This is a genomic window from Vibrio sp. SCSIO 43132, assembly GCF_019904195.1.
Classification (GTDB): Bacteria; Pseudomonadota; Gammaproteobacteria; order Enterobacterales; family Vibrionaceae; genus Vibrio; species Vibrio nigripulchritudo.
In genome coordinates this window covers 3,029,816-3,047,335 of record NZ_CP063199.1, presented here as the reverse complement: position 1 = coordinate 3,047,335, position 17,520 = coordinate 3,029,816, and the positions used below count along the sequence as shown (strand labels likewise).

The window sequence follows — 17,520 nt, the reverse complement described above, 5'->3', positions numbered from 1 at the left end:
TTTACATTTGCCAGCCACATCTAACTAGCATCTTGGAATTTAGTTTGAAAACCAACTCTCAAGAAAGTTCCAGGTTTTCAAATTTGTGCATCTAAATGTCTAGTTTTGGAGTGAAGATGAGCGAGACAATCACAAACAACAAAGAAACTCGAGGCTTTCAATCAGAAGTAAAACAGTTACTTCATTTGATGATTCATTCTCTATACTCGAATAAAGAAATTTTCCTACGCGAGCTTATTTCTAACGCGTCTGACGCATCAGACAAGCTCCGTTTTCAAGCGCTATCAAACGCAGACCTGTATCAAGGTGACGCCGACCTAGGTGTTAAGCTGTCGTTTGATGCAGAGGCAAACACCCTAACGATTTCTGATAACGGTATCGGTATGAGCCGTGATGACGTGATCGAGCATCTGGGTACCATCGCAAAATCCGGTACAGCGGATTTCTTCGCGAAGCTTTCTGAAGATCAAAGCAAAGACTCGCAGCTTATCGGTCAGTTTGGTGTAGGTTTCTACTCTGCATTCATTGTTGCTGACGCAGTAACAGTTCGTACGCGTGCAGCTGGTCTGGCAAGCGATGAAGCGGTGCAGTGGCATTCGGCGGGGGAAGGTGAATACACCATCGAGAACATCACCAAAGAATCGCGTGGTACAGACATTATCCTTCACATGCGTGACGAAGGTAAAGAATTCCTGTCTGAGTACCGTTTGCGTGATGTAATCAGCAAGTATTCTGACCACATTGGTATTCCTGTTTCCATCCTGACCAAAGTGAAGGATGAAGAGGGCAAAGAAACAGAAGAAACCAAGTGGGAGCAAATCAACAAGGCTCAGGCGCTTTGGACTCGTGGTAAGTCAGATATTTCTGAAGACGAATACAAAGAATTCTACAAGCACGTAGCAAACGATTTTGCAGATCCACTCACGTGGAGCCACAACAAAGTCGAAGGTAAAAACGACTACACCAGCCTGTTGTACATCCCAGCGAAAGCACCTTGGGATATGATGAACCGCGATCATAAGAGTGGTCTGAAGCTGTATGTGCAGCGCGTATTCATCATGGATGACGCTGAACAGTTTATGCCAAGTTACCTGCGTTTTGTCCGCGGTTTGATTGATTCCAACGACCTGCCTCTGAACGTTTCTCGTGAAATTCTTCAGGACAACAAGGTGACTCAGTCACTTCGTAGTGCCTGTACCAAGCGTGTGCTTGGTATGCTTGAGAAAATGGCGAAGAAAGATGAAGAACAGTACCTGTCTTTCTGGAAAGAGTTTGGTCTGGTTCTGAAAGAAGGCCCGGCAGAAGATTTCTCAAACAAAGAGAAAATTGCAGGGTTGATGCGTTTTGCTTCTTCTGAAGTGGATAACTCTGAGCAAACTGTTTCTCTTGCGTCTTACGTAGAGCGCATGAAAGAAGGTCAGGACAAGATTTACTACCTGACAGCTGACAGCTACGCCGCAGCGAAGAACAGCCCGCACCTTGAGCAGTTCAAGTCGAAAGGCATTGAAGTTGTTCTGATGTTTGACCGCATTGATGAGTGGCTAATGAACTACCTGACCGAGTTCGATGGCAAGCAGTTCCAGTCAATCACTAAAGCGGGTCTGGATCTGAGCAAGTTTGAAGACGAAGCAGAAAAAGAGAAGCAGAAAGAAACCGAAGAAGAGTTCAAATCGGTGGTTGAGCGCACGCAAACTTACTTGGGAGACCGAGTGAAAGAGGTTCGCACAACCTTCAAACTGGCGTCTACCCCTGCAGTTGTTGTGACTGATGACTTTGAAATGGGTACGCAAATGGCGAAGCTTCTGGAAGCAGCTGGTCAGGCTGTTCCTGAAGTGAAGTACATTTTTGAACTGAACCCAGAACACGACATGGTCAAGCGTATGGCGGATGAAGCCGACGAAGAAATCTTTGGTCGCTGGGTTGAAGTATTACTTGGTCAGGCAATGTTGGCAGAACGCGGTGCGCTGGAAGATCCAACGCAGTACGTTGGTGCGGTCAACCAGCTTTTGACTAAGGTGTAATAGGCGAATCGAATTCCCTAGGTAACACTGTATCAAGCCCCACTTTTAGAGTGGGGCTTATTACCTTAGCGACGTATCTCATGCGGAGTAGGTGTTAGGTTACTTGGAGATAATGGTCACTTTTTGAGTAGCCAAACTGGCAAGGGTCGAAAATAGTCATTTATATATGGTATATTCACGCCCGATTTCATTGGGGCTCAGCGCCTCGTAAAGCAGTTATACCGAAACTTACCGTTCACGCTGTGAGCTTCGGTATAAATTCAAAATATTAAGAGGATCCAACATGCGCATCATTCTTCTAGGTGCTCCAGGTGCAGGTAAAGGCACGCAAGCTCAATTCATCATGGAAAAATATGGTATTCCACAAATTTCTACTGGTGACATGCTACGTGCAGCTATCAAAGCGGGCACTGAGCTTGGTAAACAAGCGAAAGCAGTGATCGATGCAGGTCAACTTGTTTCTGACGACATCATTCTTGGTTTGATCAAAGAGCGTATCGCTGAAAACGATTGTGAAAAAGGTTTCCTACTAGATGGTTTCCCTCGCACAATTCCTCAGGCTGATGGTCTGAAAGAAATGGGTGTAGACATTGATTACGTGATCGAGTTTGATGTTGCTGATGATGTGATTGTTGAGCGTATGGCGGGTCGTCGTGCTCACCTGGCATCTGGTCGTACTTACCACGTTGTGTACAACCCGCCTAAAGTAGAAGGCAAAGACGACGTGACTGGTGAAGACCTGGTTGTTCGTGATGACGACAAAGAAAAGACAGTGCGCGCTCGTCTGGGTGTATACCATGAGCAGACTGCACCATTGATTCAGTACTACGGTAAAGAAGCGGAAGCAGGCAACACGAAGTACCTTAAGTTTGACGGTACTAAGCAAGTTGCTGAAGTGAGTGCAGACATCGAAAAAGCGTTGTCTTAATCAGACAATCTTTTTAATGATTTGATATAGTTAAAGCGGTCTTAAAGACCGCTTTTTTCGTTTTTGAAGACTTTTTGGAAACACAGATATTTGAATAAATTTTTCCAATTTGAAATGAATCCAAATGGTAAAAGAGTTCGTAAATATCTAAACTGTGGAAGTAAATAACCCCTTGAGTTAGAAAGGGTATACCCAAGTGTCCTTAGTGCGTTTCTCCTCAGAGAAGGTTGCTTGGATATACGTTTCAATCTGAAATTGGATAAATATGGAAAATATGCCAAAACAAGGCATTTTGTTGGCTAACCTGGGTACCCCTGATGAGCCAACCGCGCCTGCTGTCAAAAGATTTCTCGCTCAGTTCCTGATGGATAAACGTGTCGTCGACTTGACTCGTTGGTTATGGTGCCCGTTATTGCACGGCATCATTTTACCGACCCGCTCTCCAAGAGTTGCCAAGCTCTACAAGACAGTATGGATGGATGATGGCTCTCCTTTGATGGTCTATTCCAAACTTCAGGCTCAGGCATTAAAAGAGTCGCTGGATGTGCCTGTTGAGCTGGGGATGACCTATGGTAACCCCAGCCTGCAATCCGGGATTGAACGTTTAATGGAGCAGGGCTGTAAAGAAATCATTGTCTTGCCTCTGTTCCCTCAATATTCGTCAACAACAACCGCGGCTGTGTCGGATGGCTTAACCGATGCCTTCAAAAAAATGCCAGAGATACCGGGTTACACTGTTATCCGCGACTACCATGACCACCCGATGTACATCAAAGCTCTGGCAGACAGTGTTCGTGCTCATTGGGAAAAGCACGGGCAATCCGAGTATTTGTTGTGTTCTTACCATGGTATACCTAAGCGTTATGCCGATAACGGAGACATTTATCCTCAGCACTGTGAGGCTACAACTCGATTACTTGCCCAAGAGCTAGAACTGGATGAGAAGCAGATTGGTATGACTTATCAGTCCCGATTCGGCAGAGAAGAATGGCTGCAACCCTATACCGATGAAACCATGGAAGCGCTGCCTTCTCGTGGAACCAAAAAGCTTCAAGTGATTACGCCTGCATTTTCTGTTGATTGTCTGGAAACGCTTGAAGAAATAGCCGAGGAAAACAAGGAAATATTTATGGAGGCTGGTGGAGAAGATTACCAGTACATTCCTTGTCTTAATGTAGACCCTAGTCATATCGAGATGATGAAAGCAGTGATAAATCCCTATCTACGCTAGAGATTGACTATAGATCGAAAGAAGGCTGCCAAATGGCAGCCCTCAGTTTTTATGTTTCGTTCAATGCCAGAGAGACGTGTTCATCTTCGTCTTCAAGCTCGGGTTTGTCTTCCGCACCATGCATCCAGATTATCAACTGATTGGAACATAAAATCAGCAGCAAACCAGAAAGAGTTGCAGTTACCGCGATGCCTCCGAAAATGGCTAAAGCACCAAAGTCGCCGACGTGAGAACCTATGTAACCCGCAACATAGTTAGCAATTGCGTTAAATCCGAACCAGACTCCCATCATCAAAGACGCTAATCGTAGAGGAGCGAGCTTAGTTACCATCGATAACCCGATTGGCGAGAGACAAAGCTCTCCCAGTGTATGGAAGAAAAACGCACCGATAAGCCAAAGCATCGAAGTCTTGGCTGACGGGTCTCCACCCTGCTCGAGCGCCGCTCCTACCATGCAGAGAAAACCAAGTGCCAGAAAGAAAAGTGCCAGCGCAAACTTAATCGGTGAGTTGGGCTCGCTCTTTCCCATTCTGATCCACAGCGCCGCCAGAATAGGGGCAAGTGTAATAATGAAGAAAGGATTGAGCGACTGGAACCAGGCGGCGGGAACTTCAAATCCGCCGACCATTCTGTCGGTGTATTGCTGGGAATAGACATTCATCAAACCACCAGCCTGTTCAAATCCTGCCCAAAATACCACCACAAACAGCCCCATCACCATAATCACTTTCATGCGATCTTTTTCTTCTTTGGTTAATGGTTGTCTGGACTGAGTTGTTACGGCGTGTTTCTTTGCAGCAGGCTCTATGCCAATGTTTCCGAGCCAGCGGTGAGCAAACCCCATCTGCAGTAACAAGCTAATAACCATGCCGATACCGGCGGCTAAAAAGCCCGCTTTCCAACCGTATGTACCTGTGACTGAACCAGATACTAAACCTGCCAGAAGACCGCCGATATTGATGCCCATATAGAAAATTGTGAAAGCGCCGTCACGTCGGTTATCACCTTCCTGATACAGGTCACCAACCATGGTAGAGATATTGGGTTTGAATAGCCCATTGCCTGTAATGATTAAAGCGAGACCCAGATATAAAGCATGAGTTTCAGAAAGCAGCAGGGCATTGTCAGGAAGCGCTAATGCAAATTGCCCCAGCGCCATCAAAACGCCACCCATTAACAATGAACGGCGTTGCCCCAGATAGTTGTCTGCAAGCCATCCTCCAATAAGAGGGGTGATGTAGACCAAGCCCGTGTATGCGCCATAAAGTTGCAAGGCTTGCTGATTCGTCCAGCCAAGCCCGCCATTTATAGTGGTATCGGTGAGAAAAAGTACCAGAATGGCGCGCATCGCATAGTAGGAGAAGCGTTCCCACAATTCGGTACTGAAAAGAAGGAACAACCCTTTTGGGTGCCCCATAAATTCGGAATGTTGTTTTTGCATTGTCTGTTCTTATTTGAAGTCTGTTGGAATCGAAAGAACAAAAATGAAAGGCAAGATGATCCTGCGATCTTGCTGCTGACATCCTGACCTAATAGAAGGAAAGAAACGGATGAGCGACGGTTATCATTGATCGTCCATGACGATAAGCGTTATCAGGCTTGTCTTGTTACCAAAATCTTCACCAATATACGCCTGAATGAAAGCCACGGTTTGCTGTAATCTTTGTTTGCATTATTGCATTTAGACTAGTTAATGAAGATGGTATTATGGGCTAAAAATTAAGGCCGATATTGAGCAATGAAACGTTGGTATCTTTTATATTGCAAGCGTGGTGAACAGGCTCGGGCAAAGTTGAATCTCGAGAATCAGGGTGTGGAATGTTATTACCCTGAGGTGGAAGTCGAAAAAGTGCTTCGCAACAAGAAACAGACAGTAAAAGAGCCGTTGTTTCCGTGTTATGTGTTTATTCGTTTCGACTACGAAGCTGGACCGAGCTTTACAACCGTGCGCTCTACTCGTGGGGTTGTGGACTTTATCCGATGTGGGGCACACCCACATGAGCTGCAAGGGGATTTGATATACGAGCTAAAACTTCTTGAAAAAGAAGATGAAGCCGTCATTAAAATGTCTGAACCAGAAAAAGGTCAGGCAGTACAAATTGAAGAAGGGCAGTTTGCTGGTATCACGGCGATTTATCAGGAACCCGATGGTGATAAACGCTCGTTTTTGTTGGTTGAAATGATAAACAAACCCGTCAAGGTCAGCGTTGACAACTCTTCTCTCTCCTGGGAATAAACGAAAGGCGCTTAATTAGCGCCTTTCTCTTTTGGTTTAGTATGCGTCGTTGTGAACGGTTTGTACTGCGCGACCTGATGGGTCAATGCAGTTTTGGAACGACTCATCCCACTCAATGGCTTTAGCAGAAGAACAGGCAACCGAAGGACCACCCGGTACACATTTCGCTGCAGACTCTAGCGGGAATAGCTCTTCAAAGATTTCACGGTAAACGTAACCTTCTTTGGTACTTGGGGTGTTGTAAGGGAAACGGTAAGCGGCAGTTTCCATTTGCTGATCGGTGACCTTAGCTTCCGCGACTTCTTTCAACGAATCAATCCAGCTGTAGCCTACGCCATCAGAGAACTGTTCTTTCTGGCGCCATGCGATGGAATCTGGCAGGTAGTGTTCGAAACACTCACGCAGAATGTGTTTCTCCATCTTGCCGTTGCCACACATCTTGTCTTCAGGGTTAAGGCGCATAGCCACGTCAATAAACTCTTTATCCAGGAACGGTACTCGACCTTCTACACCCCATGCTGCAAGAGATTTGTTGGCACGAGCACAGTCAAACATGTTCAGAGCCAGCAGCTTACGAACGGTCTCTTCGTGGAATTCTTTCGCGTTAGGCGCTTTGTGGAAATACAAGTAGCCGCCAAAGATTTCATCCGCACCTTCTCCAGAAAGTACCATCTTGATGCCCATGGCTTTGATCTTACGACCCATCAGGAACATTGGAGTCGATGCGCGAATGGTTGTGACATCGTAGGTTTCAATGTGATAAATCACATCACGGATAGCGTCCAGGCCTTCCTGAACGGTGTAAGTCATCTCGTGGTGAACAGTCCCGATCTTGTCTGCTACTTCACGTGCAGCTTTTAAGTCTGGTGCACCCTCAAGACCTACTGCAAATGAGTGAAGTTGAGGCCACCAAGCTTCCGATTTTTCATCGTCTTCAATTCGCATTGCTGCAAAGCGCTTAGCAACCGCAGAAGTAATTGAAGAGTCCAGACCACCAGACAGAAGTACACCGTAAGGAACATCCGTCATCAACTGACGTTTAACCGCATCTTCCAGTGCTTGAGTCAGTTCTTCTTTGCTTGTGGAGTTACCTTGTACAGCGGCGTACTCGTTCCAGTCACGAACGTAGTAGCGCTGAGGTTCAGCATCACCGCTGCCGTAGTAACAACCCGGAGGGAATTCACTGATGGTTTTACAAACAGGAACCAGAGCTTTCATTTCTGAAGCCACATAGTAGTTGCCGTGTTCGTCGTAACCTTGGTAAAGAGGGATGATGCCGATGTGGTCGCGACCAACCAGGTAGGTGTCTTTCTCTTCATCATATAGTACGAATGCAAAGATACCGTTCAGTTCTTCAAGCAGGTCTGCGCCCATTTCCTGATAAAGCGCTAAGATAACTTCACAGTCAGAATCTGTCTGGAAATCAAACTTATCGGAGTAGCGAGCACGGAGTTCTTTGTGGTTATAGATTTCACCATTAACCGCGAGTATGTGTTTTTTGTCCTGACTGTACAGAGGTTGGGCACCACTGTTCAGACCAACAATAGCAAGACGTTCGTGCGCTAAGATTGCTCGATCTGATGAATAAATACCAGACCAATCAGGTCCGCGGTGACGCAGTTTCTTTGACATTTCCAGTGCGACTGGTCTTAACGCTGCTGCATCACTTTTTATGTCTAGGATGCCGAATACTGAACACATACCAATTCCTCAAGTAAATCCGTTTTAATCTTTTCCATTTAATCTGCCACTATCATTACAAATTGCAACTCTTAAGAATAAAATAATTTACTCTTACGTGGTCTTATTAAATATTTTCTATTTTTATACCTATAAAAGTGAATGAAGTTTTATATTCGATGGTTTTTTGGACAGATTTTGAAAAGTAGGAAGATAACTCTTTGTAAGTTTAAGAACCGAGTGGTTGGTATTTTTGGATCTTGAAAAAGCGTGATAGGGTAATTTTAAGGAAGTGAGCGCAAACAAGAGAGTTACTGCCGTCAATGAGTTATGTAAACAAACAGGACAAATCTGCTTCCGCTGGTAGCCGTGGTCGGGGAAGACCAAAGAATGACGCTAACAACAGTCAGGCAATTACAGTGTTAAATCAGATTGCTGCGGGATTACTTCCAAACCGCAAATCTTCCGTACCCTTGTGGCTTGCTGTTAAAAATGCTCTTGCAGACAGTATTCACCGTCAGGAACTTCCCGTAAATACCCGTCTTCCATCAGAACAGACAATGTGTGAAATACTCGGAGTATCCCGCTCCGTTATACGCTCTGCTTTGGGTAGCCTGTCTTCAGAGGGGCTATTGAATAAAGTTGCCCGGACGGGGATTTTTGTCGCTCCGCCTAAAATGGAAACGGATTTTCTTACTTCGAACATGTCAGTGCATTCCGATTTGGAAGCCAGAGGCTATAAGGTCACGTCACAAACTTTTGAGTTCAGAAAAGTGAATGCTGATGAAGCCGAATCAAAAGTGTTTAATCTTCCCAAAGATGGCAAAGTCGTAAGAATCGAGCGCATATACAGTTTCGAAGATACACCGATTACCCATACCATCATTTCTCTGCCGTCTCACAAAGTGCCGGGCTTTGAAAATATCGATATTGAAGACCAGTCCATTTTCCAGTTGCTTAAAGAAAGATATGGGTTGGTATCACGTCGGGCAGAGCGCTGGCTTAACGCTGTCATACCGAGCGAAGACATCTGCAAAAAACTAAGGGTTGAGAATGGACAACCTGTCATTGCCATCGAATCGATAGCTTATGATTCCAGTGACATGCCTTTAGAGTTTTACCGCGCCTACTACAATTCTGCTATCGCCAGAATTCACGTTGCGACCAGCAATGTACATCTTTGATCTACCTACGCTGAGTGATGGGTAGTTCTGAGCCAATTCGATAGACCTGATCTTTTGCTTTCAACACCTTGTGTAGCTTTTAAATCCAATTTCTTACCTATCTTATTGATTTTATTTTATAACTTAACCTCTTTCATAAGTAGCCTGCTCTAACGCAACACTGTTCATGTGATATCCATTTCATCATTTCTGTATTTATCCAAACGATCAAGATCACAAAAATATCTTATTTCTGATCATACTCAGATTTTTTCTATTTCTGGTACTTACCAGATTGACAAGTTTTTAATCTCTCACTTATAGTGGTTAAAAATTAACCAGAAAAGATCTTTTGGTTAACTAAATATTTACATTTGAGGTCACGGATGGACTACCAAAGAGCATTTGATTTTTCAGGAAAGGTCGTTGCCATTGTCGGAGCAGGGAGTGGCATTGGGCTTGAAGCCGCAAAAGCTTTTGCTTCATGCGGCGCAGATTTAGCACTGCTCGATTTAAATGCCGAGGCTCTGAAACGTGCGCGATCTGCTTTGACCTCTATGGGCTACATCTCATCAGAACGGAGCGTTTTTATTCAGGCACTAGATGTTACTGATGAACAAGCGGTGGTGTCTGCTGCTGAGGCAGTGGTAGATGAGTTTGGTCAGGTGGACGTTTTAGTGAATTCCGCTGGTATTGCTGAGCTTCATGAAGCTGACGAGATTGCAGAGCGCAATTGGAAGCGGGTAATGGACGTCAACATGAACGGGACATTCTGGGCTTGCCGCGCTTTTGCCACACACATGTTAAAGCGCCAAAGCGGTGCGATTGTCAATATGGGCTCTATGTCCGGCAATATCATCAATACCCCTCAGTTTGCGTCCAGCTACATGGCTTCCAAAGGAGGGGTTCACCAGCTAACTAAAGCACTTGCCGTGGAATGGGCTCAGAAGGGGATCCGCGTAAACGCGCTGGCACCCGGATACATCGCAACGGAAATGACCCTTGAGATGCGTTCGCGTCCAGAGCTTTTCAATAAATGGATAGAAATGACGCCCATGGGGCGGTGTGGGACACCGTCTGAGGTGGCGGCTCTGATTTTATTTCTCGCGTCCGATGTATCGAGTTACATGACGGGAGCCATCGTTGCTATCGATGGTGGGTACACATGTTTATAAGTAGAAAATGACCAATATGATTGCGAAAAATGAGCGGGCATTGCGCCAGTCGATTATCGATGCGTGTATTTCCATGAATTCAAATGGGCTGAATCAAGGGACATCAGGCAATATCTCAGTCCGGTATCAGGATGGAATTCTGATCACTCCAACGTCGTTACCTTACGACGAAATGAGCGCCGAGGACATCGTATGGATGGGGTTTGATGGCGTGATAGAAGGGGACCGTGTCCCTTCCACAGAGTGGCGTTTTCACATCGATATTATGAGACAAAAGAAGGATGTGAACGCGATAGTCCACGCTCATCCGACAGCTTGTACAACTCTGTCGATTATGAATCGGGATATTCCACCCATTCATTACATGGTAGCGGTAGCGGGTGGATACGATATCCGCTGCGCAGAGTACGCAACATTCGGTGTAAAAGCGCTTTCAAACAATGCACTTAAAGCTCTGGAAGGGCGTAAAGCCTGCCTGTTGGCTCACCACGGAATGATTGCTACTGCGCAATCTCTGGATAAAGCGATGTGGCTGGCGATTGAAGTGGAAGCGCTGGCGAAACAGTACTTAGGTTGCTTACCTATGGGTGAGCCGCCGCTACTTTCAAAGGAAGAAATTCAAAACGTCATCAATCGAATGACCAATTATGGGCATGGCGATTGAGGATGGTTTAACGGGCTGAAACCAAAACGGTTTTCAGCATACATGAGCATTGATTAGGATGATTAAAATGCTAACAGATAAAATCAGCACTATGATAAGCGCCACTATCCTAGTTGCAGCAATGTCTGCCAGTACACTGGGTGTGGCCAAGGAAGCGCTTCCCCTTAAGGGGAAAACGGTAGGTGTCACAGTAATTGGGACTGACCACGATTGGGATCTGAAAGCCTATCAGGGGCAGGTCGATGAATTAGAAGCTCTTGGAGCGGAAGTCATTGCTCTGGATGCAGGTCGAAATGATCAGACTCAGGTCAGTCAGATTCAAACCTTAATTGCACAGCGACCAGACGCGATTATAGAACAGCTAGGGAATATTGATGTTCTTGACCCCTGGCTGAAACGAGTACGCAAAGCTGGTATCCCTCTGTTCACGGTGGATACTGTTAGCGCGCACTCAATCAATAACACTTCATCTAACAACTACAATATCGGTGCAGATCTGGCTTTGCAGATGGTTACCGATATGAAAGCCAAAGGCAAAGTGATCATCTTTAACGGGTTTGCCTCGGTTCCTGTCTGTAAAATCCGTATCGATCAGATCAAGTATGTTTTCCAGTCCTTTCCCGACATCGAGATCATTTCTCCTGAGCTCCGCGATGTTATCCCTAACACGGTTCAGCAAGCCTATTCTGATATGACAGACATGCTGACCAAATATGGTCCTGACTCTGGACTTAAATCTGTCGTCGCGTGTTGGGATGTGCCAATGATAGGGGCGACTCAGGCAATTGAAGCGGCAAAACGTAAAGGCATTCGTACTTATGGTGTCGATGGCAGCCCTGAGTTTATTGAGATGGTTGCAAACCCAGATTCTGCAGCTGGAGCAGTGGTCGCTCAGCAACCTTATGAAATTGGTCGTCAGGCTGCTCGTACAGTGGCTGCCTATTTGAATGGCAAAGAAGTGCCATCCTTCACTATGGTGCCAGCAGTATTAATCAACAAACTTAATGCTGACGTCACGGCAGAAAAATTCTTGAAGGCGAAAAAGGAACAAGAATCTGCGCAGTAAGCCAGACTGTTCAGAAACATACTGGCTGCTCCTGAGGCAGCAGTATGTTTCTGATTGGTGATTCGGGAGAACAATATGAGCTCTATCGCAATAGAAATGAATGGGGTTTCTAAGACATTCGGTCCAGTCAAGGCGCTCAGTGATGTGTCTATGAAAATAGCCAAAGGCACAATTCATGGCTTAGTGGGGCAAAATGGAGCAGGGAAGTCCACTGTAATAAAGATTCTGGCAGGTATGTACAAACGAGATGAAGGAGACATCATCGTTGAAGGTCAAAGTTTAGCAGCCATAACTCCAAAGCTGATCGAAGAAGTGGGTGTTCACTTTATTCATCAGGATCGTTTGCTGGTCAACACTGCGACAGTCGCAGAAGCCATTTTTCTTCGAAATGAACCCAGATTTGGTCCTTTTATCAATCACAGAAAGATGAATGCTGATGCTGGCTTATTGCTCAAACAATATTTCGATCTGAATCTTGAACCATCCACTTTAATTTCAGACCTCTCTACAGCGCAGCAAAAAATTGTTCAAATCACGCGTTCGCTGGCTCAGAAAGCCAAGATTCTGGTATTGGACGAGCCGACTGCAGCCTTGGTCACCAAAGAAGTCGACAGCCTGTTCAAGGTGCTTCGCCGCCTGAAAAATGACGGGATTACCATTATTTTCATTTCTCACTATATGTCTGAAATCATGGAGATTTGCGACTCAGTTACCATATTGCGTAATGGTGAGAATGTTGGGGAAGTAACACCTAAAGAGGTGGGGATTGAAAAAATAGTCGAAATGATGACCAATCGCGATACCTCCGAAATGTATCCTCCCCGGGATGTAACTTTGGGGCAGTCAGTATTGGAAGTCGAAAACCTGTCTCTCAAAGATCACTACCATGACATTTCTTTTAACGTTCATGCCGGGGAGGTTGTCGCTATTGCTGGTCTCCTTGGTTCTGGTGACAAAGAACTGCTTCAGACACTCTTTGGTTTGCAGTCTCCCGATAGTGGGGTAATTCGGTTAGACGGTCAAAAACAACATTTTTCCAGCCCGGTTAACGCCGTGGAGAAAGGCATAGCGATGCTTCCAGAAGATCGGCGTGCCCATGGGGTTGCCGTCAGTTTGCCTCTTAGTGAAAACATCTCTCTGGCATCGGTTAGCAATTTCAGTACAAACGGGTTAGTCAATCGAGCCGCTGAACTGAATGCTGTTAACCAGTTGATTTCTGAACTGGATATCAAAACTCCCAGCAGCCAGACCCCGGTGAGGGATTTATCAGGAGGCAACCAACAGAAAGTTGTGGTGGCCAAATGGCTTTCTAGAGACAGCCGGGTTTATCTGCTTGATGAACCTACTGTGGCGGTTGATGTTGGCTCAAAAGTCGAAATATACAATTTGATTAACCGACTGGCAGGAGAGGGGAAATCAATCTTGTTTGTTTCCTCTGATTTTGAAGAAGTCACCCAGATGTGCGACCGAATTTTGGTTATCTACAAAGGAGAGATGATCGCTGAATACCTCAAGGGAGAAATCAACGCCGAAGAATTGCTCGCAGCGGCATCAGGGCAGCTCACCAACAGTGAAAGGAGTCATGCATGAGCAGCAGTACCACCGTTTCTCAAATTAAGGCTCAGACCACACCACAAAAAGTATTCTCAGTTCAGAAGCTCGCAATACGCCTGGGTGCCTTCGTCGCATTGCTAGGGATTATGATCTACTTCGCTCTTTCTGCTCGGGGGTTCACGTCTGCTTATAACCTACAAAACATTGTTGAGCAGTCTGCCATTCTTGGCTTTCTTGCCTTTGCCATGACGGTCGTATTTGTCGCGACGGGCACCGACGTACAAAAAGGGGGGATCGACCTTTCTGTTGCTGCTAATGCGGGTCTTTGCTCTGCCGTTTACGCCGTTATGCTGAAAAATGGTTATACCGATATTCAGGCGATCCCTCTGACTATAACGACGGGTTTACTTGTCGGGCTGCTTAATGGTTTTGCGGTGGTTACTCTAAAAATTTTGCCTTTGCTCAGTACGTTGGCAGTCATGAATATAGCCGCTGGTCTGGAGCTGGTGGTTACTCAAAATAGCGTCGTTGGCGCAGAGTCTCCACTGCTGGATCTTCTCACCTTTGGCAGCTTTCTTGGTATCAGCAGTTTATCATGGTGCCTTATTGTCGGGGCTGTGCTGATTTCTGCTGTCATGCACTTTAGTCCTTTGGGGCTTCGAATGTATGCCGTTGGAGGCAACATTGAAGCAGCAAAAGCCGCGGGTATTAACACTGGGCGGTACATCTATGGCAGCTATCTGTTCTCTGGTTTTGCCGCGGGCGTGACTTCCATTCTGATTGTAGCTCGCCTTAGTGCGTCAACTCCGGGGACCAGCCTTCTGCTTCTTCCCGTATTGGCAGCTGCACTGTTAGGCGCGGTATTTTCAAGGCGATTTGTACCTACCATTGGTGGAACGTTAATTGCCGTTCTGTTTATTGGGTCACTTTCAAATGGGTTCCAGTTGTTGGGTATTTCCTCCTACTGGGTAAGCGGTGTGCAGGGCGCGTTGATTCTAATCGTGGTTGCCTTTACATCATTCGCCAAAAAGTCTTGAGGAGATGAAAATGACAGCTCAATCTAACCACGCGGACCGACCATTTACTCTAGAAAGGCTTTCCAACTACTTTGTCATTGTGGCATTTGGTCTGGTAATAGTCGGCTTTTCGGTGTTTGCTGAGGGTTTTTTAAATTTCGAAAATCTGACCAATCTGGTGGTCAATAAAGTTGTTCTACTGGCTATCGTTTCCCTTGGCATGACGATAGTGATTGCGTCCGGAGGGATTGATTTATCCGTCGGGGTTTCAATCGACCTTTCTTCCATGGCATTCATTATGATGATTGCCGCAGGCTTCTCTGGAATAAATGGTGTTTTAGTGGCGATTTGCGCGGCGATAGCGGTAGGTTTGCTAAACGCAGTTCTCATTAACAGATTGAAAATTGACCCGTTTCTGGCCACTTTGGGCGTGCTTTTTATTGGTAAATCCATTCAACAACTGGCAACACAGGGCGGTGTGCCCATCTATCTGACCAGAGAAGAATACTCCGCCCCATTTGAAGCCATCTCCCGCACTTCACTTTTGGGTGTGCCAACACCTGTTATCGTCCTGATTGTCAGTGTTGTAGCCGTTTACATCGCCCTTCACCGTTCGAAGTTTGGACGTTATTTAAGTGCTCTGGGCGCTCAGCCTGGCGTGGCGAAATATTCTGGGATTCGAGTGCCTTTTCAACTCACCATGGTTTTTGTTTCCAGTGCCGTTTTGTGCGGAATTGCCGGAATCTTACTGTCGTCGACGGTGCGTTCTTACGTTCCGTTAGCCGGTGATGCGTTTCTTCTGGATGCCATAGGCGCCACCTTTATCGGAACGGCTATCAGTGGCGAGCGAAAGCCGACCGTTCTCGGCACGATTCTGGGCGTGTTGCTTCTGGCAGTACTTCGCAATGGATTACTCCTGATGGGATGGAATTTTTTCTGGCAACAGGTCGGAATAGGTGTGCTGGTATTTGTGGTTTTAGGCATGTCGTTTGGGCTTCGAAAACAAGCTGAATAAGGAAATAAAGCATGACGAAGTTTGATGTAAGTGCGGTAGGGTTTGCGGTCCTCGATATTTTGGGGCGTCCGGTCACTCATATCCCAGAGGGAGGAAGAGCTGACTTTATTGAGGAGATCCGCATGACAGTTGCAGGCACGGCGGCAGCGACAGCGGTTGATTGCGCCATATTGGGATTAAAAACTCGCATGGTGACCACAGTTGGGAACGACGATCTGGGTGACTTTCTGATAAACAAAATGAAAAGGTTTGGATTGGATACGGAACTGGTCAGGGTCGATAACAGCACCCAGACCTCTGCCACTATTTTGCCAGTCCGACCGAATGGAGAACGCCCGGCATTGCATGTGCCCGGTAGCGCAACAAGGTTTGATGTCCATGAGCAAGATCTGGACGCTGCTCTCGATGCGCAGATTATTCATATTGGTGGAACTGGTCTACTAAAAAACTTTGATGGCGAGAAGACGCTGAATTTTATCAAAAAAGCCAAAGAGCTTGGTCGAATCACTACTTTTGATTTGATTCAGGCGACTCCTGAAACAACAGCTTTGGTGGAGCCACTTTTGCCCTACATTGACTACTTTGTGCCTTCAATAGAAGAAGCGTCAGAAATGGCGAACATGGATGATCACATTTTGGTTGCAAAGTGGTTTAAAGAAAATGGGGTTAAAAACGTCATCTTAACCATGGGGGGCGATGGGGTTTATGTATTACCTGAACAGGGAGCCCCTTTTTCACTGCCTGCCCACGATATTAAGGTAGTGGATACCACAGGGTGTGGCGACAGTTTCACAGCGGGTATCATAGTTGGTTTGTCCAAGGGGTGGGGCATTAAAGAATGTGCGCGTTTCGCCAATACTGTGGCTGCCAAAGTGGCAATGGGGTTGGGGTCAGACGGCAAGCTAGTTTCGTTTGACGACACGTTGAATGCCATGAACCAGTGGTCACTGAAAAATCATTAGAGCGTTCAGCTCGACAGGCAAGGATGAACAGAATGTCAGAGTTAACAAACAAAGTCGCATTGATAACAGGTGCCAGCAGAGGGATCGGGCGTGCACTGGCCGTTGGGATGGCAAAGAGCGGAGCGGATATCGTCATCGCGGATCTTCCATCTCAACAAGTTGAGTTAGAGCAGACTCAGAAGCAAATTCTAGAAACGGGGCGAAAGTGCGTTGCCTACAGTCTGGATGTGACGAATAAAAAGCAGGTGGAAGAAGTTACTGGTGAGGCTCTACAAGAATTTGGAAAAATCGACATTCTTGTTAACAACGCAGGGATCCTAAAACCTTCAAAGTTAGAAGACCTCGATGAGGCTGATTGGGACGCTCACTTTGATGTGAATGGTAAAGGGGTGCTTTTAATGACCAATGCCATTCTTCCTCATATGAAGCAACGTAACTTCGGGCGAATAATCAATATTGCGTCCATTGCGGGTCGTCAGGGAGTAGCGACTCAGGGGCATTATGCCGCCACCAAATCAACGGTCATTACCCTAACCCGGGTCTATGCGCAGGAAGTGGGGGAATATGGCATTACAGTCAATGCAATTTGCCCTGGAATCATCCTGACAGAGATGGGGAAAAATAATCTGGGATCCGATGAAGCCATAAGACACTGGCAGGAGGTGGCAGCACTTAAACGGCTTGGTGCGCCTGAAGATGTGGTTGGCCCTGCTGTGTTTTTCGCTTCAGAACTCAGCAGTTTTGTCACCGGACAAGCGTTAAACGTTTGTGGTGGTATTTACTTCCACTAGGGCAACAGAGCCTGTGTT

15 protein-coding genes are annotated in these 17,520 nt (G+C 46.2%); 13 read left to right on the top strand and 2 right to left on the bottom strand.

Annotated elements, in window-relative coordinates; translation table 11 throughout:
* Nucleotides 1-116 precede the first annotated feature (116 nt).
* The 3 genes from htpG (at nucleotide 117) to hemH (ending at nucleotide 4,180) form a co-directional block, all read left to right on the top strand.
* Nucleotides 117-2,021 (top strand): molecular chaperone HtpG, encoded by a 1,905-nt coding sequence (gene htpG, locus INR79_RS13550; RefSeq protein ID WP_200766800.1) that lies wholly within the window; start codon nucleotides 117-119, stop codon nucleotides 2,019-2,021.
* A 283-nt stretch (nucleotides 2,022-2,304) separates the two neighbouring features.
* On the top strand, nucleotides 2,305-2,949 hold the full coding sequence (gene adk / locus INR79_RS13545) for an adenylate kinase (RefSeq protein ID WP_223094678.1): 645 nt from the start codon (nucleotides 2,305-2,307) through the stop codon (nucleotides 2,947-2,949).
* Between the two features lie 265 nt (nucleotides 2,950-3,214).
* On the top strand, nucleotides 3,215-4,180 hold the full coding sequence (hemH, locus tag INR79_RS13540) for a ferrochelatase (protein ID WP_223094676.1): 966 nt from the start codon (nucleotides 3,215-3,217) through the stop codon (nucleotides 4,178-4,180).
* A gap of 49 nt (nucleotides 4,181-4,229) precedes the next feature.
* Here hemH and INR79_RS13535 read toward each other — a convergent pair whose 3' ends face one another.
* On the bottom strand, nucleotides 4,230-5,621 hold the full coding sequence (locus INR79_RS13535) for a peptide MFS transporter (RefSeq protein ID WP_223094674.1): 1,392 nt from the start codon (nucleotides 5,619-5,621) through the stop codon (nucleotides 4,230-4,232).
* A gap of 297 nt (nucleotides 5,622-5,918) precedes the next feature.
* Between INR79_RS13535 and rfaH the strand changes: the two genes are divergently transcribed.
* On the top strand, nucleotides 5,919-6,416 hold the full coding sequence (gene rfaH / locus INR79_RS13530) for a transcription/translation regulatory transformer protein RfaH (protein WP_045966489.1): 498 nt from the start codon (nucleotides 5,919-5,921) through the stop codon (nucleotides 6,414-6,416).
* Nucleotides 6,417-6,452: 36 nt separating this feature from the next.
* Here the strand turns inward: rfaH and asnB are convergent, their stop codons facing one another.
* Entirely contained in the window at nucleotides 6,453-8,117 is a 1,665-nt protein-coding gene (gene asnB / locus INR79_RS13525; RefSeq protein WP_004400517.1) for an asparagine synthase B, read from the bottom strand.
* A gap of 302 nt (nucleotides 8,118-8,419) precedes the next feature.
* Between asnB and INR79_RS13520 the strand changes: the two genes are divergently transcribed.
* The 9 genes from INR79_RS13520 to INR79_RS13480 all read left to right on the top strand — a co-directional run bounded on the left by INR79_RS13520 (nucleotide 8,420) and on the right by INR79_RS13480 (nucleotide 17,502).
* On the top strand, nucleotides 8,420-9,280 hold the full coding sequence (locus INR79_RS13520; protein ID WP_022605737.1) for a GntR family transcriptional regulator: 861 nt from the start codon (nucleotides 8,420-8,422) through the stop codon (nucleotides 9,278-9,280).
* A 365-nt stretch (nucleotides 9,281-9,645) separates the two neighbouring features.
* The gene (locus INR79_RS13515; RefSeq protein ID WP_223094672.1) at nucleotides 9,646-10,434 is read left to right on the top strand and encodes an SDR family NAD(P)-dependent oxidoreductase; all 789 of its coding nucleotides are present in this window, start codon (nucleotides 9,646-9,648) and stop codon (nucleotides 10,432-10,434) included.
* A 7-nt stretch (nucleotides 10,435-10,441) separates the two neighbouring features.
* Entirely contained in the window at nucleotides 10,442-11,098 is a 657-nt protein-coding gene (locus INR79_RS13510) for an L-fuculose-phosphate aldolase (RefSeq protein WP_022551343.1), read from the top strand.
* Nucleotides 11,099-11,165: 67 nt separating this feature from the next.
* A complete protein-coding gene (locus INR79_RS13505; protein WP_004400525.1) occupies nucleotides 11,166-12,164 on the top strand; it encodes a sugar ABC transporter substrate-binding protein in 999 nt (332 codons plus the stop codon).
* Between the two features lie 75 nt (nucleotides 12,165-12,239).
* Nucleotides 12,240-13,754 carry a sugar ABC transporter ATP-binding protein gene (locus tag INR79_RS13500; RefSeq protein WP_223094671.1) on the top strand — a complete coding sequence of 505 codons (1,515 nt, stop codon included), beginning with the start codon at nucleotides 12,240-12,242 and terminating at the stop codon, nucleotides 13,752-13,754.
* Nucleotides 13,751-14,755, top strand: coding sequence for an ABC transporter permease (locus INR79_RS13495; protein WP_022551341.1), 1,005 nt, complete (start codon nucleotides 13,751-13,753; stop codon nucleotides 14,753-14,755). The genes INR79_RS13500 and INR79_RS13495 overlap by 4 nt, the downstream gene beginning before the upstream one ends.
* 10 nt (nucleotides 14,756-14,765) lie before the next feature.
* A complete protein-coding gene (locus INR79_RS13490; protein WP_223094669.1) occupies nucleotides 14,766-15,749 on the top strand; it encodes an ABC transporter permease in 984 nt (327 codons plus the stop codon).
* Between the two features lie 11 nt (nucleotides 15,750-15,760).
* Nucleotides 15,761-16,711: a carbohydrate kinase family protein gene (locus INR79_RS13485; protein ID WP_200766807.1), complete on the top strand. Its 951-nt coding sequence runs from the start codon at nucleotides 15,761-15,763 to the stop codon at nucleotides 16,709-16,711.
* A 32-nt stretch (nucleotides 16,712-16,743) separates the two neighbouring features.
* Nucleotides 16,744-17,502, top strand: coding sequence for an SDR family NAD(P)-dependent oxidoreductase (locus INR79_RS13480; protein ID WP_223094667.1), 759 nt, complete (start codon nucleotides 16,744-16,746; stop codon nucleotides 17,500-17,502).
* Nucleotides 17,503-17,520 lie beyond the last annotated feature (18 nt).

Coding starts and splice junctions, on each gene's coding strand:
- htpG (WP_200766800.1), top strand. CDS start 117: ATGAGCGAGACAATCACAAACAACAAAGAAACTCGAGGCTTTCAATCA.
- adk (WP_223094678.1), top strand. CDS start 2,305: ATGCGCATCATTCTTCTAGGTGCTCCAGGTGCAGGTAAAGGCACGCAA.
- hemH (WP_223094676.1), top strand. CDS start 3,215: ATGGAAAATATGCCAAAACAAGGCATTTTGTTGGCTAACCTGGGTACC.
- INR79_RS13535 (WP_223094674.1), bottom strand. CDS start 5,621: ATGCAAAAACAACATTCCGAATTTATGGGGCACCCAAAAGGGTTGTTC.
- rfaH (WP_045966489.1), top strand. CDS start 5,919: ATGAAACGTTGGTATCTTTTATATTGCAAGCGTGGTGAACAGGCTCGG.
- asnB (WP_004400517.1), bottom strand. CDS start 8,117: ATGTGTTCAGTATTCGGCATCCTAGACATAAAAAGTGATGCAGCAGCG.
- INR79_RS13520 (WP_022605737.1), top strand. CDS start 8,420: ATGAGTTATGTAAACAAACAGGACAAATCTGCTTCCGCTGGTAGCCGT.
- INR79_RS13515 (WP_223094672.1), top strand. CDS start 9,646: ATGGACTACCAAAGAGCATTTGATTTTTCAGGAAAGGTCGTTGCCATT.
- INR79_RS13510 (WP_022551343.1), top strand. CDS start 10,442: ATGACCAATATGATTGCGAAAAATGAGCGGGCATTGCGCCAGTCGATT.
- INR79_RS13505 (WP_004400525.1), top strand. CDS start 11,166: ATGCTAACAGATAAAATCAGCACTATGATAAGCGCCACTATCCTAGTT.
- INR79_RS13500 (WP_223094671.1), top strand. CDS start 12,240: ATGAGCTCTATCGCAATAGAAATGAATGGGGTTTCTAAGACATTCGGT.
- INR79_RS13495 (WP_022551341.1), top strand. CDS start 13,751: ATGAGCAGCAGTACCACCGTTTCTCAAATTAAGGCTCAGACCACACCA.
- INR79_RS13490 (WP_223094669.1), top strand. CDS start 14,766: ATGACAGCTCAATCTAACCACGCGGACCGACCATTTACTCTAGAAAGG.
- INR79_RS13485 (WP_200766807.1), top strand. CDS start 15,761: ATGACGAAGTTTGATGTAAGTGCGGTAGGGTTTGCGGTCCTCGATATT.
- INR79_RS13480 (WP_223094667.1), top strand. CDS start 16,744: ATGTCAGAGTTAACAAACAAAGTCGCATTGATAACAGGTGCCAGCAGA.